Here is a 26,209-nt window from a genome sequence, read left to right as displayed (position 1 = left end):
CCCGTGGAGGGCGCACCACCCGGTCACAGCTGGCCCACGGCGGTGACGCGCACGACCGCGCGCCCCTCCTCGTCGGAGGCCGTCAGGTCCACCTCGGCGGAGATGCCCCAGTCGTGATCGCCGTTCGGGTCGGCGAAAGTCTGCCGCACCTTCCACAGCCCGTGCTCGGGTTCCTCCTGAATCTGCAACAGCTTGGGACCGCGCGCATCCGGACCGGTGCCCAGCTCGTCGTACTCGTCCCAGTACGCGTCCATCGCCTCGCCCCAGGCGTCCGCGTCCCAGCCGGACTCCGCGTCCATCTCGCCGAGCTCCTCGACCTTGTCCAGCGCCGCCAGCTCGACCCGCCGGAACAGGGCGTTGCGCACCAGCACCCGGAAGGCCCGCGCGTTCGCGGTGACCGGCTTGACCTGGTCCGCCCGCTCGGCGGCCTCCTCGGCCGTCTCCTCCTCCGGGTTCGCCAGCTGCTCCCACTCGTCCAGCAGGCTGGAGTCCACCTGGCGGACCATCTCGCCCAGCCAGGCGATGATGTCCTCGAAGTCCTCCGACTTCAGGTCGTCCGGCACGGTGTGGTCCAGCGCCTTGTACGCGCTCGCCAGGTAGCGCAGGACGATGCCTTCGGTGCGGGCCAGCTCGTAGAACGAGGTGAACTCGGTGAAGGTCATCGCGCGCTCGTACATGTCGCGGATGACCGACTTCGGCGACAGCGGGTGGTCGCCGACCCACGGGTGGCTCTTGCGGTAGAGGTTGTACGCGTGCGAGAGCAGCTCCTCCAGCGGCTTGGGGTACTCGACGTCCATGAGGCGCTCCATGCGCTCCTCGTACTCGACGCCGTCGGCCTTCATCTGGGAGACCGCCTCGCCCTTGGCCTTGTTCTGCTGGGCCGCGAGGATCTGGCGCGGGTCGTCGAGGGTGGACTCCACCACCGAGACCATGTCCAGCGCGTAGGAGGGCGACTCCGGGTCCAGCAGGTCGAACGCCGCCAGCGCGAAGGTGGACAGCGGCTGGTTGAGCGCGAAGTCCTGCTGGAGGTCGACGGTCAGGCGGACGATCCGCCCCTCCGCGTCCGGCTCGTCGAGGCGCTCGACGATCCCGCCGTCCAGCAGCGAGCGGTAGATGGCGATGGCGCGGCGGATGTGCCGCAGCTGGTTGCGGCGCGGCTCGTGGTTGTCCTCCAGCAGCTTGCGCATGGCCTCGAAGGCGTTGCCGGGCCGCGCGATCACCGACAGCAGCATCGCGTGGGTCACCCGGAAGCGGGAGGTCAGCGGCTCCGGCTCGGAGGCGATCAGTTTCTCGAAGGTGTTCTGGCCCCAGTTGACGAAGCCCTCCGGCGCCTTCTTGCGGACGACCTTGCGGCGTTTCTTGGGGTCGTCGCCGGCCTTGGCGAGCGCCTTCTCGTTCTCCACGACGTGCTCGGGCGCCTGCGCGACGACGAAGCCGGCGGTGTCGAAGCCGGCCCGCCCCGCGCGGCCCGCGATCTGGTGGAACTCCCGCGCCCGCAGCGTGCGGACGCGCGTCCCGTCGTACTTGGTCAGCGCGGTGAACAGCACGGTCCGGATGGGTACGTTGACGCCGACGCCGAGTGTGTCCGTACCGCAGATGACCTTGAGCAGGCCGGCCTGGGCGAGCTTCTCGACCAGCCGGCGGTACTTGGGCAGCATGCCGGCGTGGTGAACACCGATACCATGCCGGACATAACGGGACAGATTGCGACCAAATTTGGTCGTGAAGCGGAAGTTGCCGATGAGCGCCGCGATCTCGTCCTTCTCGGCGCGGGTGCACATGTTGATGCTCATCAGCGCCTGCGCCCGCTCCACGGCCGCGGCCTGGGTGAAGTGCACGATGTAGACCGGGGCCTGCCGCGTCTCCAGCAGCTCGGTCAGGGTCTCCGTCAGCGGGGTCGCCCGGTATTCGTACGACAGCGGCACCGGCCGGGTCGCGGAGCGCACCACCGCCGTCGGCCTGCCGGTGCGCCGGGTCAGGTCCTCCTCGAACCGCGACATGTCACCGAGCGTCGCGGACATCAGCACGAACTGCGCCTGCGGCAGTTCCAGCAGCGGGATCTGCCAGGCCCAGCCGCGGTCCGGCTCGGCGTAGAAGTGGAACTCGTCCATGACGACCTGGCCGATGTCGGCGTCCTTGCCGTCCCGCAGCGCTATGGAGGCGAGCACCTCGGCGGTGCAGCAGATGACCGGCGCGTCCGCGTTGACGGAGGCGTCGCCGGTGAGCATCCCCACGTTCTCGGTGCCGAAGAGCTTGCACAGGTCGAAGAACTTCTCGGACACCAGCGCCTTGATCGGCGCCGTGTAGAAGGTCACCTCGTCCCGGGCCAGCGCGCTGAAGTGCGCCCCCGCCGCGACCAGGCTCTTTCCCGATCCGGTGGGGGTGGACACGACGACGTTCGCCCCGGAGACCACCTCGATCAGCGCCTCCTCCTGGGCAGGGTAGAGCGCGATGCCCTGCTGTTCGGCCCAGCTCGAAAAGGCTTCGAAGAGGGCATCGGGGTCGGCGTCGTTCGGGAGATGATCGATGAGGGTCACGCCCCCATACTGCCTTCCCGTGGTCCGGATCGGACAACCGGCGGGTCAGACCTAGATCATCTAACGCTACGCTGTGTCGCCGACCCGGCGTCAGGACCGGGGGACCGAGCATTGTGTCCAGATCGATCCGGGATGGGGAACGACCATGATGGGACCGGCGCACTCGCTGTCCGGGGCCGCGGCCTGGCTGGGGGTGGGCGCGGCGACGGCGGCCGCGGGGTACCCGATGCCCTGGCCGGTGCTCGTCGTCGGCGCGCTGATCTGCGCCGGTGCCGCACTCGCCCCCGACCTGGACCACAAGTCGGCCACGATCTCGCGCGCCTTCGGCCCGCTGTCGCGGACGCTCTGCGGCATCGTCGACACCCTCTCGCACGCGGTCTACAAGGCCACCAAGATGCGCGGCGACGCGCACCGCTCCGGCGGGCACCGCACCCTCACCCACACCTGGGTCTGGGCCGTCCTGGTAGGCGGCGGCATGTCCCTCCTGGCGGTCCAGGGCGGCCGCTGGGCGGTGCTCGGCATCCTCTTCGTCCACATGGTGCTGGCGATCGAAGGGCTGCTGTGGCGGGCCGCCCGGGTCTCCAGCGACATCCTGGTGTGGCTGCTGGGCGCCGCGACGGCCTGGATCCTCGCCGGCGTCCTGGACCAGCCGGGCAACGGGGCGGGCTGGCTGTTCACCGAGCCCGGCCAGGAATACCTGTGGCTGGGCCTGCCGATCGTGCTCGGCGCGCTGGTCCACGACATCGGCGACGCCCTGACCGTATCGGGCTGCCCGATCCTGTGGCCCATCCCGATAGGCCGCAAGCGCTGGTACCCGCTCGGCCCCCCGAAGGGCATGCGGTTCCGCGCCGGAAGCTGGGTGGAGCTGAAGGTACTGATGCCCGCGTTCATGCTGCTGGGCGGCATCGGGGGGCTCGGAGCACTGGGATACATCTGACGGGTGGCGTCCGGCCGGGAGGTGACCTGGCGGGGATATGTGGTGCCGCGTGCGGGGCCGTGATGGTCGTGATGGTGACGTGTGGCTCGGGGTGCCGTCACGCCGGTGGCCCGGGACGCATGGGTGCCATGCAGGTGAAGGGGGCAGCCGGACATGCCTGACAGCGCCCGCTCACCGGTACGGCCAGGGGAGCAGCTCTTCACCGGTGACGCCACCGTCGGCCTGGTGCGCACCGCCACCGGAGCCCTCGGCTCCGGTGGCCGCCGCCCGAGCCGGGCGGGGCGAGGATCCGCGAAAACTTCCTCACCCCGCCCCTCCTACCCGTGCCAGGACCGCCACAGCGCCGCGTAAGCCCCGTCCGCCGCGACCAGCTCGTGATGGCTGCCGAGTTCGCTGATCCGGCCCTCTTCGACCACCGCGATCACATCCGCGTCGTGGGCGGTGTGCAGCCGGTGGGCGATGGCGACGACCGTACGGCCTTCCAGCACGCGGCCCAGTGAGCGTTCCAGGTGACGGGCCGCGCGCGGGTCGAGGAGGGAGGTCGCCTCGTCGAGGACGAGGGTGTGGGGGTCGGCCAGCACCAGCCGGGCCAGGGCGATCTGCTGCGCCTGGGCCGGGGTGAGGGTGTGGCCGCCCGAGCCGACCTCGGTGTCCAGGCCCGCCTCCAGGGCCCGCGCCCAGTCGTCCGCGTCGACCGCTGCGAGCGCGGCCCACAGTTCGGCGTCCTCGGCGTCCGTGCGGGCCAGCAGCAGGTTGTCGCGCAGCGAGCCCACGAAGACGTGGTGCTCCTGGTTGACCAGCGCGACGTGCTCGCGTACCCGTTCCGCCGGCATCCGGGACAGCTCGGCGCCGCCGAGCGTGATCTCGCCGGTGCGCGGGGCGTAGATCCCGGCGAGCAGCCGCCCGAGTGTCGACTTGCCCGCACCGGACGGCCCGACCAGCGCCATCCGCGTCCCCGGGCGGACGCGCAGCGAGACCTCGTGCAGGACGTCGACACCGGCGCGGTAGCCGAACCGTACGTCGTCGGCCCGCACGTCTCGTCCCGACGGCTTCGCCCGCTCGTCGGCCGCGGCCGGCTCGATCTCCCGTACGCCCACCAGCCGCGCGATGGAGACCTGGGCGACCTGGAGCTCGTCGTACCAGCGCAGGATCATCGAGACGGGTTCGCTCATCATCTGCGCGAGCAGCGCCCCGGTCGTCAGCTGGCCGGGCGTGAGCCAGCCGCGCAGGACGAACAGGCCGCCGAGCAGCAGCACCGAGGCCAGGATCAGCACATGCGTGACGTTGACGACCGGGAAGAGCACCGAGCGCAGGTAGAGCGTGTAGCGCTCCCACTGGGTCCACTCGCGGATCCGGCGTTCGGACAGCTCGATGCGGCGCTCGCCGAGCCGGTGCGCCTCGATGGTGCGGCCCGCGTCCACCGATTCGGTCAGCGCCGCCGAGACCGCCGCGTACCCGGCCGCCTCGGAGCGGTAGGCGTGCGGGGCCCGTTTGAAGTACCAGCGGCAGCCGACGAGCAGGACGGGCAGGCCGACGAGGACGGACAGCGCCAGCGGAGGCGCGGTGACGGTCATGCCGCCGAGCAGCAGCGCGATCCAGACCACGCCGATCGACAGCTGCGGCACGGCCTCGCGCATCGCGTTGGACAGCCGGTCGATGTCCGTCGTGATGCGGGACAGCAGGTCACCGGTCCCGGCCCGCTCCAGCACGCCAGGCGGCAGGGCCACCGACCGTACGAGGAAGTCCTCGCGCAGGTCCGCCAGCATCTGCTCGCCGAGCATCGCGCCGCGTAGCCGTACCAGGCGGACGAAGACGGTCTGGACGGCCAGCGCGAGGACGAACAGGCCGATGATCCACGGCAGGCGCAGCTCGCGGGCGCCGGCGTCCAGGTCCTCCACCAGCCCGCCGAGCAGGTAAGGGCCGACCATGGAGGCGACCACGGCGACCGCGTTCACGGCCACCAGCAGGACGAAGGCCCGCCGGTGCCGACGGACCAGCCCGCCCACGTAGGCGCGTACGGTCGCGGGCGAGCCGACCGGCAGGGTCGTGGCCGTCCGGGGGGCGTCCGGATCGTGCTCCGGTGGCGCCAGGCCGATCATGCGCTCTCCTCGATCTGGTCGGTCTGGTCGATCTGGTCGATCTGGTCGGTCCGGTCGGCCCGGTCGATCTGGTCGATCTGGTCGGTCCGGTTGATCTGGTCGGTCCGGACGGTTCGGTCGCTCCGGACGGTCTGGTCGGTCCGACTGATCCGGTCGGTCCGGGCGGCGTCATCGGTCCGGTCCGTCCGGCCAGTGCCAGTACCGGTGCCAGTACCGGTGTCGGCACCGGTTCCTGCACCGGTTCCCGCACCGCCGTCACCCCTCGCACGGGCGTCACCCTTCGTACGGGCGTCACCCCTCGTACGGGCGAATCGCCCGCCGGCCGCCGCCGCGAGCACGGACAAAGCTGCCGGTCCGGCCCCCTCCATGGCCTTCTCCCCAGCCCCCTCCGCGGCCGATTCCCCGCGTCCCTTCTTGGACCCTTCCTCGGCCCCCTCCGCGACCTCCTCCTCAGCCTCCCGAGTCACAACAGCCCGGTACTCCGGGTCGCTGTGCAGCAGTTCGCGGTGGGTACCCGTGCCCGCAACCCCGTCCGGGCCGAGGAAGACCACCCGTTCGGCGCGGTCCAGCAGCAGTGGGCTGGAGGTCAGGACCACGGTCGTGCGGCCCGCGCGCAGGGCGCGCAGCCCGTCCGCGATCCGGGCCTCGGTGTGCGAGTCGACGGCGCTGGTCGGCTCGTCCAGCACCAGCACCTCGGGGTCGGTGACCAGCGACCTCGCCAGTGCCAGCCGTTGCCGCTGCCCGCCGGACAGGGACCGGCCGCGCTCGGTGATGTGGGTCCGCATCGGGTCACCGGAGTCGTCGGCCGAGCCCTGCGCCAGCGCGGCCAGCACGTCGCCGCACTGCGCCGCGGTCAGTGCCTCCTCGGCCCGTACGGCCCCGGAGGACGGGATGTCCAGCAGCTCGCCGAGCGTCCCGGAGAGCAGGATGGGGTCCTTGTCCTGGACGAGGACGGCGGTACGGGCGGCCGCGCGCGGCACGTCGTCCAGGGCGGTGCCGCCCAGCAGGACCGACGGGGTGCCGTCCGGCGCGTCGGCGGGGTGGCCGCCGAGCCGGTCGGCGAGCCGCCCCGCCGCGTCCGGGTCGCCGCACACCACGGCGGTCAGCTGTCCGCTCGGCGCGCGCAGCCCGGTGACCGGGTCGTACAGCTCGCCGCCGAGCGCGGCGGGCCCGGTGATCCGCCCGTCGGCGGGCCGGCTCAACGCCAGGACGCGTGCGGCGCGTGTGGCCGAGGGCTTGGAGAAGGAGTAGGCCATCGCGATCTCTTCGAAGTGGCGCAAGGGGTAGAGCAGAAAGGTCACGGCGCTGTAGACGGTGACCAGTTCGCCGACCCGTACCCGGCCGTCGAGCGCGAGCCCGGTCCCGTACCAGACCACCGCGATCAGCAGCAGCCCCGGCAGGACGACCTGGACGGCCGAGATCATGGACCACATACGGGCGCTGCGTACGGCGGCCCGGCGGACGTCCTGGGACGCGCGCCGGTAGCGGCCGAGGAAGAGTTCCTCGCCGCCGATGCCGCGCAGCACGCGCAGGCCCGCGACGGTGTCGGAGGCCAGCTCGGTCGCCCGGCCCGCCTTCTCGCGCTGCTCGTCGGCGCGGCGGGTCGCGGGCGGCAGCAGCGGCAGGACGGCCAGGGCCAGTACGGGCACGCCGACGGCCACCACCACGCCCAGCGCGGGCTGGTAGACCACCAGGGCCACGCAGACGCCGACGGAGGTCAGCGCCGCGGCCCCGAACCGGGAGACGGCCTCGACGAACCAGCCGATCTTCTCCAGGTCGCCGGTGCTCACGGCGACGACCTCACCGGCGGCGACCCGCCGGGTCATCGCGGACCCCAGCTCCGTGGTCTTGCGCGCCAGCAGCTGCTGGAGGCGGGCCACCGACGTGATCCAGTTGGTGATCGCGGCGCGGTGCAGCATCACGTCGCCGACCGCGACCAGGGCGCCGAGCAGCAGCAGCAAACCGCCCGCGAGCAGCAGTCCCGAGCCGGAACGGTCCACGACGGCCTGTACCGCGATCCCCACCGGGACGGGGAAGGAGACCACACCACCGGTGTGCACCAGCCCCCAGCACAGGGCCTTGGTCTGGCCGCCGAGCTGCTGCCGGTAGAGCCACCGGAGCAGGCGGCCGCCGGAGCGGACGTCGGGCACTCCTGGATCGGCATGAGGAAGATCGCGAATGTGCATGATGTCCAAAGGTCGGTTCGGATGACGGCGGTTCGGGCCTGCGGGCGATCGGATGACAGGACGATCGAGCGGCTGGAGCCCGGTGACCGGCCCGAGTTGTGGTGGGGAGTGCCGGGCGCCGTACGGGCGCGCGGGCAGCAGGAAGGACGCGGCTTCGGGGGAACCATGGAAGACTGGCGCGTCACGGCGCTCCGCTTCAACCGGTTTTCCGCGCGGGGCGCACACAACGGGCCACTGTCGTACAGCCCGTACGCGCCCTTCGGGTGCGACCATGGGAGCCATGCGAACTGCGGGCTGCATGGTACGAACGGCCGCGGTGGCGGCAGTGGGGCTGACCCTGCTGGCGGGCTGCGGCACGAGCGGCGGATCGGCGAACGACGAGGGCAAGGGCCGGGGCGGCCGTACCGCCGAGGCCGCCGGACACACCAGGACCGTCCCGGGCGTGGGCGCGAAGCTGCGCGCGCGCATCCCCGGGAACTCCCGGCAGGTCGTGGCCGTTCACGGTAAAGGCGTCGACTCGCCCGACGCCACACTGGAGCTGTACACGAAGACGGCCGAGGGATGGGAGCGCACCGCGACCTGGCCCGCGCACAACGGCCGGAAGGGCTGGACCACCGACCACCACGAGGACGACCTGCGCAGTCCGGTCGGCGTGTTCGGCCTCTCCGACGCGGGCGGCGTGCTGCCCGACCCGGGCGCGAAGCTGCCGTACACCCATTCGTCGGCGTTCACCCCGCCGCCGTACTGGGAGAAGAAGACCCGGCACGACTTCGACCACGTCATCGCGATCGACTACAACCGGGTCAAGGGCACCACGCCCCTGGACCCGACCCGGCCGCAGGGTCGGGAGAAGGGCGGCGGCATCTGGCTGCACCTGGACCACGGCAGCGGCACGTCCGGCTGCGTGAGCATCTCCAAGGCGGGGATGGTCGCACTGCTGCGCACGCTCGACCCGCGGTCCCACCCCGTCATCGTCATGGGGGACACCGCACACCTCACGGCCTGAAACACCCGCTGCCGGGGCCGGACAGCACGTCACCTCGCGGGCCCGACCCCGCCCGGGGCCGGACGGCACACCACCCCGCCCGGCCCCGCTCCGTCACTCCGTCGGCTTCGGCGAGTCCACGCCCTGCCGCGACTTGCGCCACAGCCCCCGGGTGAAGTCCGGGATCTCCTGCGGCTCGCCCTTCGCCTTGATGGAGGCATGGCTCAGCGGTACGGGCGCGCTCCACGTCGCGGCGTCGTACACGTCGAAGTCCGGTACCAGCCCGAGGTGGAAGCACTGCATCAGCCGGTACAGCATGATGTAGTCCATGCCGCCGTGGCCGCCGGGCGGGTTGGCGTGCTCCTTCCACAGCCAGTGGTCCCACTCCGCGTACGCGCTGAAGTCCCCCCACTCGTCGTTGGTCTGGTCGGGCTCGATGTAGATCCGCTCCGGGTAGTCCTCGAAGACGCCCTTGGTGCCGCCGAGGCTGTTGATACGGCTGTACGGGTGCGGCGTGGACACGTCGTGCTCCAGCCGCAGCACCCGGCCCTTGGCGGTCTGGATGAGGCTGAAGGTGCGGTCGCTCTCGATGTACGTCTCCCGCCAGCTCGGGTCGCCCGGCGGCATGTGCGCCTCGCGGTACTCGGCGAGACCCAGCGCGGGGGTGCCGAAGCTGGATATCCGGACCACGCGGTCGCCGCGGTTGATGTCCATGTAGTTGGCGATCGGCCCGAAGCCGTGGGTGGGGTAGAGGTCGCCGCGCAGCCGGGTGTGCCACAGCCGCCGCCACGGGCCCTCGTAGTACGTCGGGTCGAACATGAGCTGGCGCAGGTCGTGGTTGTACGCCCCCGCGGCGTGCAGCAGCCTGCCGAAGCGGCCCGCGTGCGCCATCCGCAGGACGCGCATCTCGTTGCGGCCGTAACAGCAGTTCTCCACCTGCATGCAGTGGCGGCGGGTGCGCTCGGAGAGATCGACCAGGTCCCAGAGGTCGCGGAGATTCATGGCCACCGGGCACTCGACGCCGACGTGTTTGCCGCCGAGCAGCGCCGCCTTGGCCATCTCGAAGTGCCAGTCCCAGGGGGTGGCGACGTAGACGAAGTCGAGGTCGCCGCGCTCGCAGAGGTTCTCGAAGTCGTGGTCGCCCTTGGTGTAGACGGCCGGGGCCGGCTGTCCGGCCGCGGTGATGAGCTGTACCGCCTTCGCCGCCTTGTCCTTGACCGGGTCGCAGATTGCCACCACGCGCACGCCGGGGATGGCGAGGTAGAGGGGCAGCATGCCCATCCCGCGGTTGCCCAGGCCGATCATGCCGATCCGTACCGTGCTGCGTCTTTCGAACGGCACGCCGATCATGGTCTTGCGCCGGCCCTTCGGGTCCGCTGCCGCCTGTCCGGTGGCGGCCGTCGCCGCCGCGGCTCCCTGGCCGGTGCCGGCCGCGGCGGCGCTGCCCGTGCCCAGCGCGCCGATGCCGAGGCCGGCTCCCGCCGCTCCGGCGGTCCACAGGACGGAACGCCTGGTGGGTCCGGCTTCCTCGGGGCCCTGGCCGTCCTCGTGTCCGTGGTTCTCGTGGGGCTCGTGGCTCTGCGATCGTGCCTCGTTCATCGGTCCTCCAAAGGAACGGATGGTGCGTGGCGGAAGCGTGAACCTCGCTGAGGACCTTGACGGTTGTGCGGCTGGATGCACAAGAGGGCAGCCCGGTCTGATCTTTTGTACGGGAAGGGTGGGGCTGTCGGTCCGGACCATCAGCCGGACGACCCGCTTCCGGCGCACAGCGCCGGAGATGCTGGGACTCAAGGCGGGACCGACCGCTCGACGGGTCTTCCCGTTCCGGGCGCGAGCGCCCCGGTCCGTGCGGTTCCCGCCTCCCGGGCGCGGGTATGCCCCTGCCCGGGGAGGAGCGATCACGTTCGATTCGCCCCGTAGGCCGTCACCTCTCGGCCATACTTCAGCTATACCCCCTGCTCCAGGGCGAGAAGCGCCGAACGCCGTGGTTCCCGTTCCCCGAGCGCGGGTATCCCCCTACCGGGGGGATGATCACGTTCGATTTACCCCGTAGGCCGCCACATCCTGGCCGCGCCGCCCGCCGCGCCGCCGGTCACACCCCGGCCGCCCCCTGCCCCCCGCAGTCAACCCCTGCCCCTCCGCAGTCAACCCCTGTCAACCCCTGCCAACCCCTCAACCAAACCCTCACCCCCCACCTGCACCCCCCACCTACACCCCCACTCCACCCCCACCTACACCCCCACCCGCGTAACCCGCTCCAAAGCCAGCAGCGCCGAGTAGTAACCCCGGCCGCCGGTCGCGTGGTCCATTCCGACCTCGCACATCCGGTTCGCCGACAGGTGGGCGTCGAAGTGACGGGACGTCACCTCTGCCGCCTCCTTGGCGGTCGCCGCCTCCGTCAGCTCCTTGTGCAGCATGCCGCGGTCGCCCGCGAAGGCGCAGCAGCCCGCGTCGTCCGGCACGACCACCTCCGTGGCGCACGCCTCGGCGACCGCGCGCAACTGCGCCTCGTCGCCCAGGTGCCGCATGGAGCAGGTCGGGTGCAGCACGGCGGAACCGACCGTACGCAGCACCTCCAGGTGCGGCAGCAGTTCCTCGGCGGCCCACACCACCGAGTCGACCACGGTCAGCTCGGCGTGCAGCTCCCGGTTGTCCGGGGTCAGGTACGGCACGACCTCGTGGGCGATGCCCAGCGTGCACGAGGACGCGTCCACGACCAGCGGCAGCCGCCCGCCCGCGGTCCAGCCCCAGGCCGCCTCCACGATGCGGTTGGCCATCACCGCGTTGCCCGCGTCGTAGCCCTTGGAGTGCCAGATGGTGGCGCAGCAGGTGCCGGTCACGTCGTCGGGGATCCACACCGGTTTGCCCGCACGCGCGGACACCACCACGACCGCCTCGGGCAGGGAGGGCCCGTCGAAGCCGTCCGGTTCCCCGAAGATGCGGTTGACGCACGCCGGGTAGTAGACCGCGGCGGCGCCCACCCGCCGGGTGGCGGGCAGCTTGCGGGCCGCGGCGCCGGGGATCTGCGGCAGCCACTCGGGTACGAGATCGGGGCGTACGGCCTTGCGGGCCGCGCCGGTCAGGGACGTCAGCAGCCGGTCGGCGCGCCCCTCGCCGATCCGGTCGCCGATCTTCGCGGCAGCGGCCACCGCCAGCCGCGCCGACCGTTCCACCGCCTTGAAGTGCCGGGCCGTCAGGGCCGCCGCGCGTTCCTCGGCGGGGGAGTGGCGCCGGTGCCGGAAGTCCTTCATCATCGCGCCGGTGTCGATACCGACCGGGCAGGCCAGCTTGCAGGTCGAGTCGCCCGCGCAGGTGTCCACCGCGTCGTAGCCGTACGCGTCCAGCAGGGCGTCGGTGACCGGCGACGCCGGAGCCTGGCGCATCATCTCGCGGCGCAGCACGATGCGCTGGCGCGGCGTCGTGGTCAGGTCCTGGCTGGGGCAGGTCGGCTCGCAGAAGCCGCATTCGATGCAGGGGTCGGCGACCGCCTCGACCTGCGGGATGGTCTTCAGGCCGCGCAGGTGTGCCTTCGGGTCGCGGTCGAGCAGGACGCGCGGGGCCAGGATGCCGTGCGGGTCCACGGTCTGCTTGATCCGCCACATCAGCTCCGTGGCGCGCGGGCCCCACTCCAGTTCCAGGAAGGGCGCGATGTTCCGGCCGGTGGCGTGCTCGGCCTTCAGGGAGCCGTCGAAGCGCTCGACGGTCAGCGCGCAGAACGCGTCCATGAAGGCGGCGTAGCGCTCCACGTCGGCGGGACGGGCGGCGTCGAAGGCGAGCAGGAAGTGCAGGTTGCCGTGGGCGGCGTGGCCCGCGACCGCCGCGTCGAAGCCGTGCCGGTCCTGGAGTTCGAGCAGCGCCGTGCACGCCTCGGCGAGCCGGGACGGCGGTACGGCGAAGTCCTCGGTGATCAGTGTCGTACCGGACGGGCGGGAACCGCCGACCGCGGTGACGAACGCCTTGCGGGCCTTCCAGTACCCGGCGACGACCGCGGCGTCGCGGGTGAACGCGTTGGTGACGGACGCGACCGGCGCGACCAGCTCCAGTCCCGCCAGCACCTTCCGCGCGGCGTCCTCCTGTGCCTCCCGCGCCGCCTCGTCGGGCGCCCGGAACTCGACCAGCAGCGCGGTGGTCGTCTTCGGCAGCTCCGCCCAGTCGGCCGGCACCCCGGACACGCTCACCGAGGCGCGCAGCGTGTTCCCGTCCATCAGCTCGACGGCGATCGCACCCGCCTCGTTGAACAGCGGCACGGCGGCCGCCGCGGCGCTCAGGGTCGGGAAGAACAGCAGGGCGGTGGAGGTGTACCGGTTCAGCGGCAGCGTCTCGAAGACGGTCTCGGCGATGAAGCCGAGGGTGCCCTGGGAGCCCACCGCCAGCCCGCGCAGGATCTCGACGGGTGTGGTGCCGTCCAGGAAGGCGTCCAGGCGGTAACCGTTGGTGTTCTTGATCTCGTACTTGGCGCGGATCCTGGCCACCAGCTCCGGGTCCGCCTCGATCTCCGCCTTGAGCTCCAGCAGCCCGCGGCACAGTGCGGGTTCGGCGTGTGCCAGTTCCTCGTCCGCGGCCGGGTCGCCGGTGTCCACGATCGTCCCGGAGGGCAGGACGAGCGTGACCGAGGCGAGCGTCCGGTAGGAGTTGCGGGTGGTGCCCGCCGTCATGCCGGACGCGTTGTTGGCGACCACGCCGCCGAGCGTGCAGGCGATGGCGCTGGCCGGGTCCGGGCCGAGCAGCCGGCCGTACCGGGCGAGCGCGGCGTTGGCCCGTACGACCGTGGTGCCGGGCCGGATGCGGGCCCGGGCGCCGTCGTCCAGCACCTCGACGCCCGCCCAGTGCCGGCGCACGTCCACCAGGATGTCCTCGCCCTGCGCCTGTCCGTTGAGCGAGGTGCCGGCCGCCCGGAAGACGACGTCGCGGCCCTTGCCGTGGGCGTAGGAGAACACCGCGGAGATGTCGTCGACGTCCTCGGCCAGCACGACGACCTGCGGGACGAAGCGGTACGGGCTCGCGTCGGAGGCGTACCGGACCAGGTCGGAGACCTGGTGCAGCACCTTGTCCGGGCCGAGCAGCGCCGTCAGGTCGTCGCGCAGCCGCTCCGGCGTGCCGGACGCCTGCCGGTCGGTCACCCGGTCGTGGTACGGGCCTTCGGCGGCGGCCGGCCGCAGGGCCTCCGGCTCGGGTTCCAGCAGGGGCATGACGACGTACCTCCGGTCCGCTCGGCTCGCTCGGACGGCCGCTCCGGTGTCCGGAACGGCCACCCCGGCCAGTGTTTCAGCAGTGGGTGGCCGCCCCGTCGACGAGGGTGGACAACAGGCCGCCGAGCACGTCCCGCTCCTTCGCGGTCAGTGGGGCCAGGATGTCCCGTGCGGCGGCCCGGCGCGCGCCGCGCAACGCGCGCAGCGTCGAACGGCCGGTGTCGGTCAGCTCGATCCGTACGACCCGGCGGTTGGCGGGGTCGGGCACCCGGCGGACCGCGCCCTTCGCCTCCAGTGCGTCGACCAGCGTGGTCACCGCCCGCGGCACGACCTCCAGGCGCGCGGCCAGGTCGGCCATGCGGGGCGGCGCCTGGTCGGGGTAGTGGTCCACGATGCGCAGCAGCCGGGTCTGCGCGGGGGTCAGGGCGATGTCGAGGTCTTCCATGTGCCGCTGCTGCGCGCGGTGCATACGGCGGGTGAGCCGTACCAGCTGCTCCGCCAGGTCGGGTTCGGTGGTGGCCGGGTCGGGGGAGGACATGACCGGAGGATATCAGGACCATGTTCATTGTGAGTATAGGTAACAATGAACTATGCTCGGCGGGACCACGTTCCCGTACCGCCTCCGAAGGAGCCCATGCGCCCCGACGAACCCGAGTGGACCCCACCGCCCCGGGATCCGGCCCAGCCGGCCCAGGTGCGGCGCATCCTCGCCCTCTTCCGCCCCTACCGCGGCCGGCTGGCCACGGTCGGCCTGCTGGTGGCCGCCTCCTCCCTGGTCTCGGTCGCCTCCCCGTTCCTGCTCCGCGCCGTCCTGGACGTGGCGATCCCCCAGGGGCGGACCGGCCTGCTGACCCTGCTCGCCGCCGGTATGATCGTCACCGCCGTGCTGACCAGCGTCTTCGGCGTCCTGCAGACCCTGATCTCGACCACCGTCGGCCAGCGCGTCATGCACGACCTGCGCACCTCCGTCTACGCCAAGCTCCAGCGGATGCCGCTGGCGTTCTTCACCCGCACCCGCACCGGCGAGGTGCAGTCCCGCATCGCCAACGACATCGGCGGCATGCAGGCCACCGTCACCTCCACCGCGACCTCCCTGGTCTCCAACCTCACCTCCGTGGTCGCCACCGTCGTCGCCATGCTCGCCCTCGACTGGCGGCTGACCCTGGTCTCCCTGCTGCTGCTCCCGCTCTTCGTGTGGATCAGCCGCCGGGTCGGCAACGAGCGCAAACGGATCACCACCGCGCGGCAGAAGCAGATGGCCGCGATGTCCGCGATGGTCACCGAGTCGCTGTCGGTCAGCGGCATCCTGCTCGGCCGCACCATGGGCCGCGCCGACTCCCTCACGGCGAACTTCGCCACCGAGTCCGAGAAACTGGTCGGCCTGGAGGTCCGCGCCAACATGGCCGGACGCTGGCGGATGGCCACCATCGGCATCGTCATGGCCGCCATGCCCGCCGTCATCTACTGGTCGGCCGGACTCGTCCTCCAGCTCGGCGGCCCGGCCTTCTCCATCGGCACCCTCGTCGCCTTCGTCACCCTCCAGCAGGGCCTGCTGCGCCCCACCGTCTCGCTGCTGTCCACCGGCGTGCAGATGCAGACCTCCGTCGCACTCTTCCAGCGGATCTTCGAATACCTCGATCTGCCGGTCGCCATCACCGAGCCGGCGCGTCCGGTACGCCTGGCCGAGCCGCAGGGCGAGGTCCGCTTCGAGCACGTGACGTTCGCCTACGAGAATCCGGAACAGCAGTCCGGCGATCCGGAACAGCAGTCCGGCAAACCGGAACAGCGGCACGGCGATCCGGAACAGCAGAACGGTGCCGCGCCCGCCCCGGCGACCCTGCGCGACATCGACCTGACCGTCCCCGCCGGCAGCAGCCTGGCCGTCGTCGGGCCGACCGGCAGCGGCAAGAGCACCCTGAGCTACCTGGTGCCGCGGCTGTACGACGTGACGGCCGGCCGGGTCACGCTGGACGGCACCGACGTCCGCGACCTGGACTTCGACTCCCTGGCCCGCGCCGTCGGCGTGGTCTCCCAGGAGACGTACCTCTTCCACGCCTCCGTCGCCGACAACCTCCGCTTCGCCAAGCCGGACGCCACCGACGAGGAGATCGAGCGCGCCGCCCGCGCCGCCCAGATCCACGACCACATCGCGGGCCTCCCGGACGGCTACGACACCCTCGTGGGCGAACGCGGCCACCGCTTCTCCGGCGGCGAGAAGCAGCGCCTGGCCATCGCCCGGACGATCCTGCGCGACCCGCCCGTCCTCGTTCTCGACGAGGCCACCAGCGCGCTGGACACCCGTACCGAACACGCGGTGCAGCAGGCCATCGACGCGCTCTCCAAGGGGCGTACGACGATCACCATCGCGCACCGCCTGTCCACCATCCGCGACGCCGACCAGATCGTCGTGCTCGACGGCGGGCGGATCGCCGAGCGCGGCACCCACGGCGAACTCCTCGCCGCCGGCGGCCGCTACGCCTCCCTGGTCAAGCGTGACGCACACCTCGCCACCGACGGTGAGCAGCCGCTGTCCGCCGACCTGACCCACGGGTAAGGTCGGTGCCGACCGCACCGGACCGACCCTGGGAGCGCCCGTGGCAGCCGCCGACCGCACCGCAGACCGTTCCGCCTTGACGATGGCCCGGATGCTCGGCGGCATGGGGGCGCTCCACTTCCTTGCCCCCAAGCCGTTCGACGCGATCGTGCCCCGCGCGCTGCCGGGCTCCCCGCGCACCTGGACGTACGTCAGCGGTGCCGCGGAACTCGCCGTGGCCGCCGCGGTCGCCCTGCCGCGCACCCGCCGGGCCGGCGCGCTGGCCGCCGCGGGGCTGTTCGCCGCCGTCTTCCCCGCCAACATCAAGATGGCCCGCGACTGGCGCCACCGCCCCGCGCTCCTGAAGGCCGTCGCGTACGGCCGTCTGCCGCTGCAACTGCCCATGGTCGCCTGGGCGCTGCACACCGCACGCGCCGCCGGGCAGCGGGACGGCCGCCCCTGAAAAGCACGGGCGTCCCGCGCCGCCGCCCCCTTAGGGTGAGCCGCATGTCTGCCCACGAAGACCTGCCGCCCTTCGAGTTCGCCTTCCCCGGCCCGCTGCGGGACCGGCTCGTCGCCGCCGTCCTCTCCGGCGCCAAGACCACCACGACGGGCCTGCTGGCGGACTACGAGCACGAGGGCGACCCGCTGCCACGCGCCGGTGAGCGCTACCAGGTCCCCGACTCCGACGGCCGCCCCGTCGCCGTCATCGAGGTGACGGAGGTACGGGTGCTGCGGCTGGCCGACGTGGACCTGCGGCACGCCGTGGACGAGGGCGAGGGCAACGAGACCGTCGCGGACTGGCGGGCCGACCACGAGAGCTACTGGCACGGCCCGGAGATGCGCGCGGCGCTCGGCGACCCGGACTTCCGCGTCGACGACGACACGCAGGTCGTGGCCGAACGCTTCCGGGTCGTCGAGCGCCTGTAGGCGGGCCGGGCTGACCGCGGGGCTCCAAGGGGACGCCCGGTGCGCAGCGGGACGCCGGCGGTGCTCAGAGGGACGCCAGGTCCACCGCCGCGGCCATCGCCCGGTACCCGGCGTCGCCGGGGTGCTTGTGGTCGCCGCTGTCGTACGCGGGCAGCAGCGCTTCGGGGCGCGACGGATCGGCCAGCGCCGCCGCGAAGTCGGCGACCGCGTCGAACGCGCCGGAGGTACGGATCCAGGTGTTGATCTCGCGGCGCTTCGCCTCGGCTTGCGGGGTGTGGTACTCGGCGCCCTGGAACGGCATGATCGTTCCGCCGATGACCCGAATCCCGGCCGCGTGCGCCTGCGCGACCAGGTCGCGGTAACCGTCGACGAGCTGCGCGGCGGACAGCTGCGGGTTCGGCCGGTACGTCGGGAAGTCCGCCCCGTCCACCTCGCTGAACCCGATGTCGTTCAGGCCGACGAGCACGATCACCGTCCGTACCCCGGGCTTGTCCAGGACGTCCCGGCGGAAGCGCGCGCCGGCCCGTTCGCCGTACCAGGGCGCGTCGTTGAGCAGCAGGTTCCCGCCGATGCCGGCGTTGAGCACCGGGCGGGCCAGGCCCGCGGCGGCCAGCCGTGCGGCGAGCGCGTCCGGGTAGCGGCGGGCCGCGTCGGTGGTCGAGGCGAAGCCGTCGGTGATCGAGTCGCCGAACGCCACCACGGTGTCCTGCCGGGCCGGGCCGCCCGCCAGCTCGACATCGGCGAGGAAGTACCAGGACACCGAGGTGTCGCTGAAGACCGCCGGATCGGCAGCCGCCAGCTGGTCTCCCGCGGCGCGGTACGCGGTGGTGAACGCCTGGGCGTGGAAGGTCGCCGGGCCCGTCGGCCGGGCGAAGTACAGGCTCACCGTCAGCCGGTCGAACGGCGCCACGCGCAGCTCGGCCGCGTCGCTCCACACCTCGCCGCCCGCCGGGATCCGGACGGACGTGGCGCCCCCGAAGGTCAGCCGGCGCGTCGTCCCGTCCTGGACGGCGGCGCCCTGGTCCGTACGGGCGAGGGTGGCGCCGCCGACCTCCAGAGGAGCGCTGCCGAAGCGGTGGGAGAGGCGGATGCGGGCCGCCGTGCCGGAGCCGGTGAGCCGGACGACCTGACGTACCGTCTGGTCCGCGAAACCCTCCTCGGCCCAGTTCTTGTCGAAGCCGGTGCTGGGGCGCTGTACGGCGGTGCTCCAGCCGGCGTTCCACACGATGTCCTCGCTCATGGTGATCACGCTCTTCTCTCGTCGTTGCGGTGATCACGAGTCTGCTGAGCGCGCGGCAGGACACCCAGCCCTCCAGGAGGCGTACGCATCCGGTGCCTACCCACGCGAGGGTCACCCTGCGGGTCCGGCCGGGCCCCGCCCGGCGGTCGAAGTTGGCGCAATCCTGATCGCGCGGAGTCAGGAAGCGCGCCGAGTGGAGTTTCACCCGATCAGACCCGGCAAGGCGAACGGCACATACCCCACCAGAGATCACCCTGACCCCTGACACCCCTACGGACCCACGGAGGCGACGTGCTCGACAGCGCACCCGGACCGGGCCGCCGCAGCGCCCTGGCCACCACCGCCGCGGCCGGCCTCGGCCTCCTCACCGCCTGCGCCGGAGCGGCGGACCGCGGCACGGCGCCGCCCCGGGCGGCACCGCCCGACACCTCCGGCACCCCCGGCAACCGGTCGGGCAGCCCCTCGCCCAAGCCGACCAGGAAGCGGCCCCAGCTGCCGCGCGGCGGCCGCGAACTGTTCCCCCGCCACCAGCTCGCGGGCTACTGCGGCCTGCCCGGAGCCGCCGCGCTCGGCCGCCTCGGCACCGGCGACCTCGACCAGCGCGCCCGCGAGATCGAGAAACTCGCGCAGACCTACGCCGCCGACCGCGAACCGCTGCCCGTCCTGGAACTGCTGGCGACGGTCGCCAACTCCAGCGCCGGCCCCGACGGGACGTACCGCTCCCGCACCTCCGCCGACACCGTCCGCCGTTTCCACGAGGCGGCACGCAAGCACCGCGCGCTGCTGTTCCTGAACATCCAGCCGGGCCGGGCCTCGGCCCTCGGCGAGGTCAAGGCGCTGCACGAGTGGCTGGTGCACCCGGACGTGGGCGTCGCCCTGGACCCCGAATGGGAGATGGGCCCGGATGAGAAACCGGGCGACACCTACGGCAGCACCGACGGCCGCGAACTCACCGAGATCGCCCGCTACCTCTCCGGCCTGGTCCGCGAGCACGACCTGCCCGAGAAGGCGTTCGTCTTCCACCAGGTGGCCACCTCGGTCGTCGAGGACCAGGACGCGTTCCGGCCGCAGCCCGGCGTCGCCGCGATCAAGTGCGCCGACGGCATCGGTTCGCCGGGACTCAAGCGCGGCACCTGGGGCCAGCTGGTCAGAAACCTGCCCACGGGCCTGCACACCGGCTTCAAGCTCTTCTACGACGAGGACACCGAGGCCAGCCGCCTGATGACCCACCAGGAGGTCCTGGCGCTGCGGCCGCGCCCCGAATACGTCCTCTACGAGTGACGGCGGGCCGGCCCGCGTGCCCCCGCTCCGCGACCGACACCCGGAGCGGGGGCACCGGCGTCACACCGGCCGCAGCCGGTAGCCGTAGCGGTAGACCCGGTCGGCACGCAGCAGGTACTTCGCCAGCGGCGGAGCGCCCCACGAGTCGTTCCCGCCGACGCCCGACTGCCGGTGGTTGACACCGAGGACCGTCTCGGGGCGCCGCTTCAGCTCGTACGGATGCTCGTGCCGCTCGCTCTCCAGGTCGGACGGCGCGTGGTGCAGGGCGCTCAGCTCCAGCAGCGGCGCCCCGTCGCCGGGTTCCGCGCGTACGGCCAGCCCCGTACCGTCGCGGCCGGTGAGCGAGGCGCTGCGGACGTCGGTCACGTTGCCGGTCTGCTGCGGCCGGACGTAGTTGCCCAGCTGGGCGTCGACGCTGCTGCGGTAGCGCCCGACGAACGCCGCCGTGCGCCGGTCCCAGTAGTTCTCGTGCGGTCCGCGCCCGTACCAGCTGAACGTCTCCAGCCCGGCCGGTACGGTCAGCAGCGCGCCCACCATGGGCAGGTCGGGCAGCCCGGCGCCCGGCGTCAGGGTGTGCCGGATCCGCACCTCGCCGTCGCCGCGCACGGTGAGGACGGTGTCCCACCGGGAGGCGGCGGGCGTGGTGGGCAGGGTGGCCGAGACCTCGATGGTCACCTCGGAGGCGGACGGCTGCGCGGCCGCCACCCGCGTCACGGTGCGCCCGGCGCCCGCCCCGCGCCAGGTGCGCAGGGAGTTCTGCGCGCCCCGGCCGATGTCGTTGTCGGTGGGCCCGCGCCAGAAGTTGGGCACCGGCCCGGCGGTCAGCAGCGCCCGTCCGCGGTGGCGGTAGGCGGACAGGGTGCCGCTCGCCTTGTCGAGGACGAGTTCGAGGTCGCGCCCGCTCACGGTGACGGCGCGGTCCGTCTCGGTCAGGCGCAGGGGCGGCAGTCCGGCGGGGGAGGGCTCGGCGGGTGCGGGGGCGTGCCAGGGCAGCGCGAACTGTTCGGCGGCGACGCTGTGGCCCGCGTCGGCCCAGGCGGTGGCGTGCCGCAGGACGAAGGAGAGGTTGAGCCAGTACTCGGCGCCGGGCACGGGCCGTCCGGGCCGCCGGAAGGGGATCCGCACGGTCGCGTCCCGGCCCGGCGCGGCGGCCGGCGCGGGGAGGCTGCCGTGCTGGAGCCGTTCGCCGTCCCGGGTGACCTCCCAGCGCAGCTCGTAGGCGTCCAGGCCGAGGAAGAGCTGCCGGTTGGTGATCCGTACCGTGCCCGCGGTGAGATCGGCGGCGGCTGCCCGGACGGCCTGGTAGACCTTCTTGACCTCGTGGATGGCCGGGTGCGGCACGCGGTCGGCGGCGACGATGCCGTTGCAGCTGAAGTTCCAGTCGGTGGGGTAGCCGGGGTGCCAGTCGCCACCGTAGGACAGGTAGGTGCGCTGCGGGTCGCCGGGGACGGGCAGGCGGATGGCCTGGTCGACGAAGTCCCAGATGAAGCCGCCGTGCAGGTTGGGGTGGCGCTCGAAGACGTCCCAGTACTCCTGGAGGTTGCCCGTGCTGTTGCCCATGGAGTGCGCGTACTCGCACAGGATGAACGGCTTCGGGTTGCCGGACTTCCCGTACCGCTCCACCTCGTCCGGTGTGCTGTACATGCGGCTCTCGATGTCGGCGACCGCGTTCATGCCCTCGTAGTGCACCGGCCGGGACGGGTCACGGCGGCGCGTCCAGTCCGCCATCGCCACGAAGTTGAGCCCCTGGCCCGCCTCGTTGCCCAGCGACCAGACCACGACGGACGGGTGGTTCTTGTCCCGCTCGACCATCGACCGCATCCGGTCCAGGCACGCCCCGGTCCACGCGGGGAGGCTGCCGGGCAGCCAGTCACGGACGCCGTGCGACTCCAGATTGGCCTCGCCGATCACGTACAGGCCGTACTCGTCACACAGCTCCAGCCAGCGCGGGTCGGCGGGGTAGTGGGAGGTGCGGACGGCGTTGATGTTGTGCTGCTTCATGATGCGGATGTCCTGGAGCATCCGCTCCTCGGGCACGGCCTGCCCGTGGTCGGGGTCGGTCTCGTGCCGGTTGACGCCCCGGAAGACGACGGGCTGCCCGTTGACGGTGAGCTTGCCGGGCCCGTACGCGACGGAGCGGAAGCCGACCCGGGTGCTCTGTACGTCGACGGTGCGGCCCGCCGGGTCGGTGAGGGTCAGGACGAGCGTGTAGAGGTGCGGGACCTCGGCGGACCACAGGTCCGGGGCCCGTACGGTGGCCTTCGGCGTGACCGTGGCGTCCGGCCCGCCGGTGAAGCGGACCGTCGCGGTGAGCGGCTCCGGCAGCGCCGGCCGCCCGCCCCCGTCGTACAGCTCCGCTCTGAGCCGGTGCTCGCCCGCCGCTGCCGCGCCCCGGTTGCGTACCGTCGCGGCCACGGTCAGCTCCGCGTCGCGGTGGGCGGCGTCCAGGCCGGTGCGGATGTGCAGGTCCTGGAGGTGCACCGGCGCGACGGAGTACAGGTACACCTCACGGAAGATCCCGGACAGGTCGATCATGTCCTGGTCCTCCAGCCAGCTGCCGTCGGACCACCGGTAGACCTCGACGGCCAGCACGTTGGTGCCGGGGCGCAGCCGCTCGGTGATGTCGAACTCGGCCGGTGTGTAACTGTCCTCGCTGTAACCGACCCGCTCGCCGTTGACCCACACGAAGAACGCCGACTTCACGCCCTGGAAGGAGAGCAGGGTGCGGCGGCCGTCCCAGGTCCCGGGCACGGTGAAGGCGCGCCGGTAGGAGCCGACGGGGTTGAAGCCGTGCGGGACGTGCGGCGGCCGGGGGTCCTCGTAGCCGATCCACGGGTACGTGACGTTGAGGTAGATCGGCTCCGGGTAGCCCTCGATCTCCCAGTTGGAGGGCACGGTGATGTGGTCCCAGCCGCTGTCGTCGTACCGGGGCGCGAAGAAGTCGCGGGGCCGCTCGTCGGGGTTCTTCGACCAGTGGAAGCGCCAGCGGCCGTTGAGCGAGCGGTGGTACGGGGAGGCGCGGAACCGCCCCGTGCGCGCCGCGCGGGCGTTCGCGTACGGGACGAGGCGGGCGCGGGCCGGTTCGCGGTTGACCTGGAAGAGGTGCGGGGCGGCGTCCCACTCGGTGCCGGCGGGCGCGGCGGTGGCGGCGAATGACCGTTTCTGCGCGGCGAACGCGGCCCATCCGGCCAGGGCGGCGCCGGTGGCGAGGAACGACCGGCGGTCGATGCGGCGTACGTTCACGAGAGGGCTCCGAACGTAAGGCAACAGGAAGCGTCAGGGTCGAACAGCGGTGGCGTGCATGACAAGGCATCCGCACGCCACTTCCCGCCGCCCCGCCCCGGCCGTGCGCCTCAGGCTCTCAGTCCGAGAGCAGCACCACCTCCAGCTTCCGCGGCCCGTGCACCCCCTCCACCCGGTCCAGCTCGATGTCACTGGTCGCCGACGGGCCGGAGATCCATGTCAACGGCCGGGTCGGGTCCAGCCGTTCGAGCGCCTGCGGCACCGAGTCGACGACCTGGTCCGGAACGCGCACGACGCAGATGTGATGGTCGGGAATGAGCGAGATCCGGCGGCGCCCCTGGCCGGGCGAGCCGTCCAGCACGATCGTCCCGGTCTCGGCGATCGCCACCGCGCAACCGGTGACGACACTGTCCACCGCGTCCAGCTGCTGCGCGGTGCTCGCCGCCTGGTCGGGGATGCGGGTGGGGTCCGCCGCTGCCATCCACCGCGGGTCCAGCCCCGGCGGCACCAACACCGTCTGCGAGCCGTGGGAGGCCAGCAGACGCATGATCAGCATGTCCACGTCGTCCGAGCGGCCATGATGGACCACCGCCCGGTACTCCGCGAGATGCTCCGCCAGCAGCGCCACCCGCTCCTCGGCCGTACGCTCACCGTGGACGCGCAGGTAGTCGCGCGGTACCGGCGGATCCTCGTACCCCTCACCGCGCGGCACGTCCGCCAGCGCCCGGCGCACCCGCGCCAGCACCACATCCCGGCTGCTCACTTCGCCCGCTCCTCTCCCCGCGTACGCCGCCACCAGTCCCGGAAGGACTCGGCCGGCACCGGCGGCAGGTCCCGGGTGTCCGTCCAGGCGCGCCCCGGGCCCGGCAGCCGGCGCGGATGCAGCCGTCGGGTACGGGCCGCCAGCCGCTGGCCCGCACGCAGCGCCCCCGGATGGTCGAAGGCGAAACCCGTGGCCCGCATCGCCGCCCGCTCCGCCGCGTGCCCCTTGGCCGGTTTGAGTACGGTCTTCACTCCGCGCCGCGTCACCCGGCCGCCCTGCACCACCCGTTCCCGCAGGTGCACCAGCACCTCGGGGATGTCGATGGCGACCGGGCACACCTCGTAGCAGGCGCCGCACAGCGACGACGCGTACGGCAGCGAGGCGTCCAGCTCACTCGCCGTACCGCGCAGCTGCGGGGTGAGGATCGCGCCGATCGGGCCGGGGTAGGCCGAGCCGTACGCGTGCCCGCCGGCCCGCTCGTACACCGGGCACACGTTCAGACAGGCCGAGCAGCGGATGCAGCGCAGGGCCTGGCGGCCGACCGTGTCGGCGAGGGTGTCGGTGCGCCCGTTGTCGAGGAGTACCAGGTGGAAGACGCGCGGGCCGTCCCCGTCGGTCGTCCCGGTCCACATCGAGGTGTACGGATTCATCCGCTCGGCCGTCGAGGAGCGGGGCAGCAGCTGGAGGAAGATCTCCAGGTCCTGCCAGGTCGGCACCACCTTCTCGATGCCGACGACGGAGATCAGCGTCTCCGGCAGCGTCAGGCACATCCGGCCGTTGCCCTCGGACTCCACGACCACCAGCGTCCCGGTGTCGGCCACCATGAAGTTCGCGCCCGAGACGCCGACCTTCGCGTTCAGGAACTTCTCGCGCAGGTGCAGCCGCGCCGCCTCCGCCAGCTCGGCCGGCGCGTCCGAGAGGCCGTCCGGCGCCGGACGGCCCCAGCGGCCCATCCGCTCGCGGAAGATGTCCCGGATCTCGCCCCGGTTGCGGTGGATCGCGGGCACCAGGATGTGCGACGGCAGGTCGTCGCCGAGCTGCACGATCAGCTCCGCCAGGTCCGTCTCGTACGCGCTGATGCCCGCTTCGGCCAGCGCCGCGTTCAGCCCGGTCTCCTGCGTCGCCATCGACTTGACCTTGACGACCTCGCGCTCGCCGGTCTCCCGCACCAGCCGGGCGACGATGGCGTTGGCCTCGGCGGCGTCCGCCGCCCAGTGCACCTGCCCGCCGGCGGCCGTCACCGACTCCTCCAGCTGCTCCAGGTAATGGTCCAGGTGGCGCAGCGTACGGTCCTTGACGGCGGCGCCCGCGGCCCGCAGCCGCGCCCAGTCGTCCAGCTCCGCCACCGCCCTGGCCCGCTTGTCGCGGATGGTGTGGGTGGCGTGGCGCAGGTTGCCGCGCAGCCGGGCGTCCTGGGTGGAGGCCGCGGCGGCCGTGGGGAACGCGGGCATGCCGAGATACGTGCCGCTCACCGCGGGCTCCCTTCCTTGGCGGGGGTGTGGGCGGGGTGCCGGGCGTCGGCCTCCGTGGCGGCCAGGATCTCCGCGATGTGCACCGGCCGGGCCGCCGCACCCTGCCGTTTGAGCGTGCCGCCGATGTGCATCAGGCAGGAGTTGTCGACCGTGCAGACCGCCTCCGCGCCCGTCTCCCGGACCGCCCGCGCCTTGTCGGCGCCCATCGCGGCCGACACCGCCGGGTTCTTCACCGCGAAGGTGCCGCCGAAGCCGCAGCACTCCTCGGCGCCCGGCAGCTCCCGCAGCTCCAGCCCCCGTACGTGCTCCAGCAGCCGGCGCGGCCGGTCGCCCAGGCCCAGCATCCGCAGGCCGTGACAGGTGGGGTGGTAGGTGACGGTGTGCGGGTAGTACGCGCCCACGTCCGTCACCTTCAGCACGTCCACCAGGAACTCGGTCAGCTCGTACGTCTTCGGCACGGCGCCGGCAGCGGCCCGCGCCAGCTCCCGGTCGCCGCGCCCCTCGTGCGCGGCCCGCGCCGCGATCCGCGGGAAGTTGTCGCGCACCATCGCCGCGCACGACCCGGAGGGGGTGACCACGTAGTCGTAAGCGGCGAAGGCACGGTCGAAGCGGCGCACCAGCGGCTCCGTCAGATGCCGGTAACCGGTGTTGAACTGCGGCTGGCCGCAGCAGCTCTGCTGCTCCGGGAATCCCACCTCGACCCCGAGGCGTTCCAGCAGCGTGATCACTGCCCGGCCGGTGTCCGGGTAGAGCGTGTCGTTGATGCAGGTGACGAACAGTGCTACACGCACGTTTCCTTCTCCTTTCGGCTGCC

At 72.5% G+C, this 26,209-nt stretch carries 16 protein-coding genes and 1 pseudogene; 6 read left to right on the top strand and 11 right to left on the bottom strand.

The genetic code is table 11. The features are described 5' to 3' along the window. Nucleotides 1–23: 23 nt before the first annotated feature. Nucleotides 24–2,537: a DUF3516 domain-containing protein gene (locus AB0L45_RS21915; RefSeq protein WP_365842327.1), complete on the bottom strand. Its 2,514-nt coding sequence runs from the start codon at nucleotides 2,535–2,537 to the stop codon at nucleotides 24–26. A 145-nt stretch (nucleotides 2,538–2,682) separates the two neighbouring features. Here AB0L45_RS21915 and AB0L45_RS21910 point away from each other — a divergent pair, with 145 nt between their 5' ends. Continuing rightward, complete coding sequence (locus AB0L45_RS21910) at nucleotides 2,683–3,474, top strand: metal-dependent hydrolase (RefSeq protein WP_365842325.1); 792 nt, start codon at nucleotides 2,683–2,685, stop codon at nucleotides 3,472–3,474. Between the two features lie 317 nt (nucleotides 3,475–3,791). On the opposite strand, the gene AB0L45_RS21905 is transcribed toward AB0L45_RS21910, so the two are convergent. Continuing rightward, entirely contained in the window at nucleotides 3,792–5,573 is a 1,782-nt protein-coding gene (locus tag AB0L45_RS21905) for an ABC transporter ATP-binding protein (protein ID WP_365842323.1), read from the bottom strand. Nucleotides 5,574–6,010: 437 nt separating this feature from the next. Continuing rightward, a pseudogene (locus AB0L45_RS21900) lies at nucleotides 6,011–7,759 on the bottom strand (ABC transporter ATP-binding protein); the annotation flags it as partial. A 271-nt stretch (nucleotides 7,760–8,030) separates the two neighbouring features. Here AB0L45_RS21900 and AB0L45_RS21895 point away from each other — a divergent pair. Further along, nucleotides 8,031–8,765, top strand: a complete 735-nt coding sequence (locus AB0L45_RS21895; RefSeq protein WP_365842321.1) for a L,D-transpeptidase family protein — start codon at nucleotides 8,031–8,033, stop codon at nucleotides 8,763–8,765. A gap of 93 nt (nucleotides 8,766–8,858) precedes the next feature. Here the strand turns inward: AB0L45_RS21895 and AB0L45_RS21890 are convergent, their stop codons facing one another. From AB0L45_RS21890 to AB0L45_RS21880, 3 genes are all read right to left on the bottom strand, one after another. Further along, nucleotides 8,859–10,343 (bottom strand): Gfo/Idh/MocA family oxidoreductase, encoded by a 1,485-nt coding sequence (locus AB0L45_RS21890; protein WP_365842319.1) that lies wholly within the window; start codon nucleotides 10,341–10,343, stop codon nucleotides 8,859–8,861. A 632-nt stretch (nucleotides 10,344–10,975) separates the two neighbouring features. Continuing rightward, entirely contained in the window at nucleotides 10,976–13,933 is a 2,958-nt protein-coding gene (locus AB0L45_RS21885) for an FAD-binding and (Fe-S)-binding domain-containing protein (protein WP_365842317.1), read from the bottom strand. Nucleotides 13,934–14,009: 76 nt separating this feature from the next. Continuing rightward, the gene (locus tag AB0L45_RS21880; RefSeq protein WP_365842315.1) at nucleotides 14,010–14,471 is read right to left on the bottom strand and encodes a MarR family transcriptional regulator; all 462 of its coding nucleotides are present in this window, start codon (nucleotides 14,469–14,471) and stop codon (nucleotides 14,010–14,012) included. Between the two features lie 96 nt (nucleotides 14,472–14,567). On the opposite strand from AB0L45_RS21880, the gene AB0L45_RS21875 reads away from it, so the two are divergent. From AB0L45_RS21875 to AB0L45_RS21865, 3 genes are all read left to right on the top strand, one after another. Beyond that, entirely contained in the window at nucleotides 14,568–16,487 is a 1,920-nt protein-coding gene (locus tag AB0L45_RS21875) for an ABC transporter ATP-binding protein (RefSeq protein WP_365842313.1), read from the top strand. Between the two features lie 82 nt (nucleotides 16,488–16,569). Next, nucleotides 16,570–16,929 (top strand): hypothetical protein, encoded by a 360-nt coding sequence (locus AB0L45_RS21870; RefSeq protein WP_365842586.1) that lies wholly within the window; start codon nucleotides 16,570–16,572, stop codon nucleotides 16,927–16,929. Nucleotides 16,930–16,973: 44 nt separating this feature from the next. Further along, complete coding sequence (locus tag AB0L45_RS21865; RefSeq protein WP_365842311.1) at nucleotides 16,974–17,396, top strand: ASCH domain-containing protein; 423 nt, start codon at nucleotides 16,974–16,976, stop codon at nucleotides 17,394–17,396. Between the two features lie 64 nt (nucleotides 17,397–17,460). Here the strand turns inward: AB0L45_RS21865 and AB0L45_RS21860 are convergent, their stop codons facing one another. Further along, nucleotides 17,461–18,636, bottom strand: coding sequence for an SGNH/GDSL hydrolase family protein (locus AB0L45_RS21860; protein WP_365842309.1), 1,176 nt, complete (start codon nucleotides 18,634–18,636; stop codon nucleotides 17,461–17,463). Between the two features lie 291 nt (nucleotides 18,637–18,927). On the opposite strand from AB0L45_RS21860, the gene AB0L45_RS21855 reads away from it, so the two are divergent. Then, nucleotides 18,928–19,917 carry a hypothetical protein gene (locus tag AB0L45_RS21855; RefSeq protein WP_365842307.1) on the top strand — a complete coding sequence of 330 codons (990 nt, stop codon included), beginning with the start codon at nucleotides 18,928–18,930 and terminating at the stop codon, nucleotides 19,915–19,917. Between the two features lie 60 nt (nucleotides 19,918–19,977). Here AB0L45_RS21855 and AB0L45_RS21850 read toward each other — a convergent pair whose 3' ends face one another. The 4 genes from AB0L45_RS21850 to AB0L45_RS21835 form a co-directional block, all read right to left on the bottom strand. Then, the gene (locus AB0L45_RS21850; protein WP_365842305.1) at nucleotides 19,978–23,160 is read right to left on the bottom strand and encodes a glycoside hydrolase family 2 TIM barrel-domain containing protein; all 3,183 of its coding nucleotides are present in this window, start codon (nucleotides 23,158–23,160) and stop codon (nucleotides 19,978–19,980) included. A 118-nt stretch (nucleotides 23,161–23,278) separates the two neighbouring features. Further along, a complete protein-coding gene (locus tag AB0L45_RS21845; RefSeq protein ID WP_365842303.1) occupies nucleotides 23,279–23,923 on the bottom strand; it encodes an LUD domain-containing protein in 645 nt (214 codons plus the stop codon). Beyond that, nucleotides 23,920–25,395, bottom strand: coding sequence for a lactate utilization protein B (locus AB0L45_RS21840; protein WP_365842301.1), 1,476 nt, complete (start codon nucleotides 25,393–25,395; stop codon nucleotides 23,920–23,922). The genes AB0L45_RS21845 and AB0L45_RS21840 overlap by 4 nt, the downstream gene beginning before the upstream one ends. After that, nucleotides 25,392–26,186 carry a (Fe-S)-binding protein gene (locus AB0L45_RS21835; RefSeq protein ID WP_365842299.1) on the bottom strand — a complete coding sequence of 265 codons (795 nt, stop codon included), beginning with the start codon at nucleotides 26,184–26,186 and terminating at the stop codon, nucleotides 25,392–25,394. The genes AB0L45_RS21840 and AB0L45_RS21835 overlap by 4 nt, the downstream gene beginning before the upstream one ends. Nucleotides 26,187–26,209 lie beyond the last annotated feature (23 nt).

This window comes from Streptomyces sp. NPDC052496 (assembly GCF_040679095.1).
Lineage (GTDB): Bacteria > Actinomycetota > Actinomycetes > Streptomycetales > Streptomycetaceae > Streptomyces.
This window is presented reverse-complemented; position numbering and strand designations above follow the sequence as displayed.

Bases quoted from the DNA above. Each gene is read 5' to 3' on its own strand.
- AB0L45_RS21875 (WP_365842313.1), top strand. From the start codon at position 14,568: ATGCGCCCCGACGAACCCGAGTGGACCCCACCGCCCCGGGATCCGGCC.
- AB0L45_RS21865 (WP_365842311.1), top strand. From the start codon at position 16,974: ATGTCTGCCCACGAAGACCTGCCGCCCTTCGAGTTCGCCTTCCCCGGC.
- AB0L45_RS21870 (WP_365842586.1), top strand. From the start codon at position 16,570: ATGGCCCGGATGCTCGGCGGCATGGGGGCGCTCCACTTCCTTGCCCCC.
- AB0L45_RS21895 (WP_365842321.1), top strand. From the start codon at position 8,031: ATGGGAGCCATGCGAACTGCGGGCTGCATGGTACGAACGGCCGCGGTG.
- AB0L45_RS21905 (WP_365842323.1), bottom strand. From the start codon at position 5,573: ATGATCGGCCTGGCGCCACCGGAGCACGATCCGGACGCCCCCCGGACG.
- AB0L45_RS21890 (WP_365842319.1), bottom strand. From the start codon at position 10,343: ATGAACGAGGCACGATCGCAGAGCCACGAGCCCCACGAGAACCACGGA.
- AB0L45_RS21860 (WP_365842309.1), bottom strand. From the start codon at position 18,636: ATGAGCGAGGACATCGTGTGGAACGCCGGCTGGAGCACCGCCGTACAG.
- AB0L45_RS21885 (WP_365842317.1), bottom strand. From the start codon at position 13,933: ATGCCCCTGCTGGAACCCGAGCCGGAGGCCCTGCGGCCGGCCGCCGCC.
- AB0L45_RS21880 (WP_365842315.1), bottom strand. From the start codon at position 14,471: ATGTCCTCCCCCGACCCGGCCACCACCGAACCCGACCTGGCGGAGCAG.
- AB0L45_RS21910 (WP_365842325.1), top strand. From the start codon at position 2,683: ATGATGGGACCGGCGCACTCGCTGTCCGGGGCCGCGGCCTGGCTGGGG.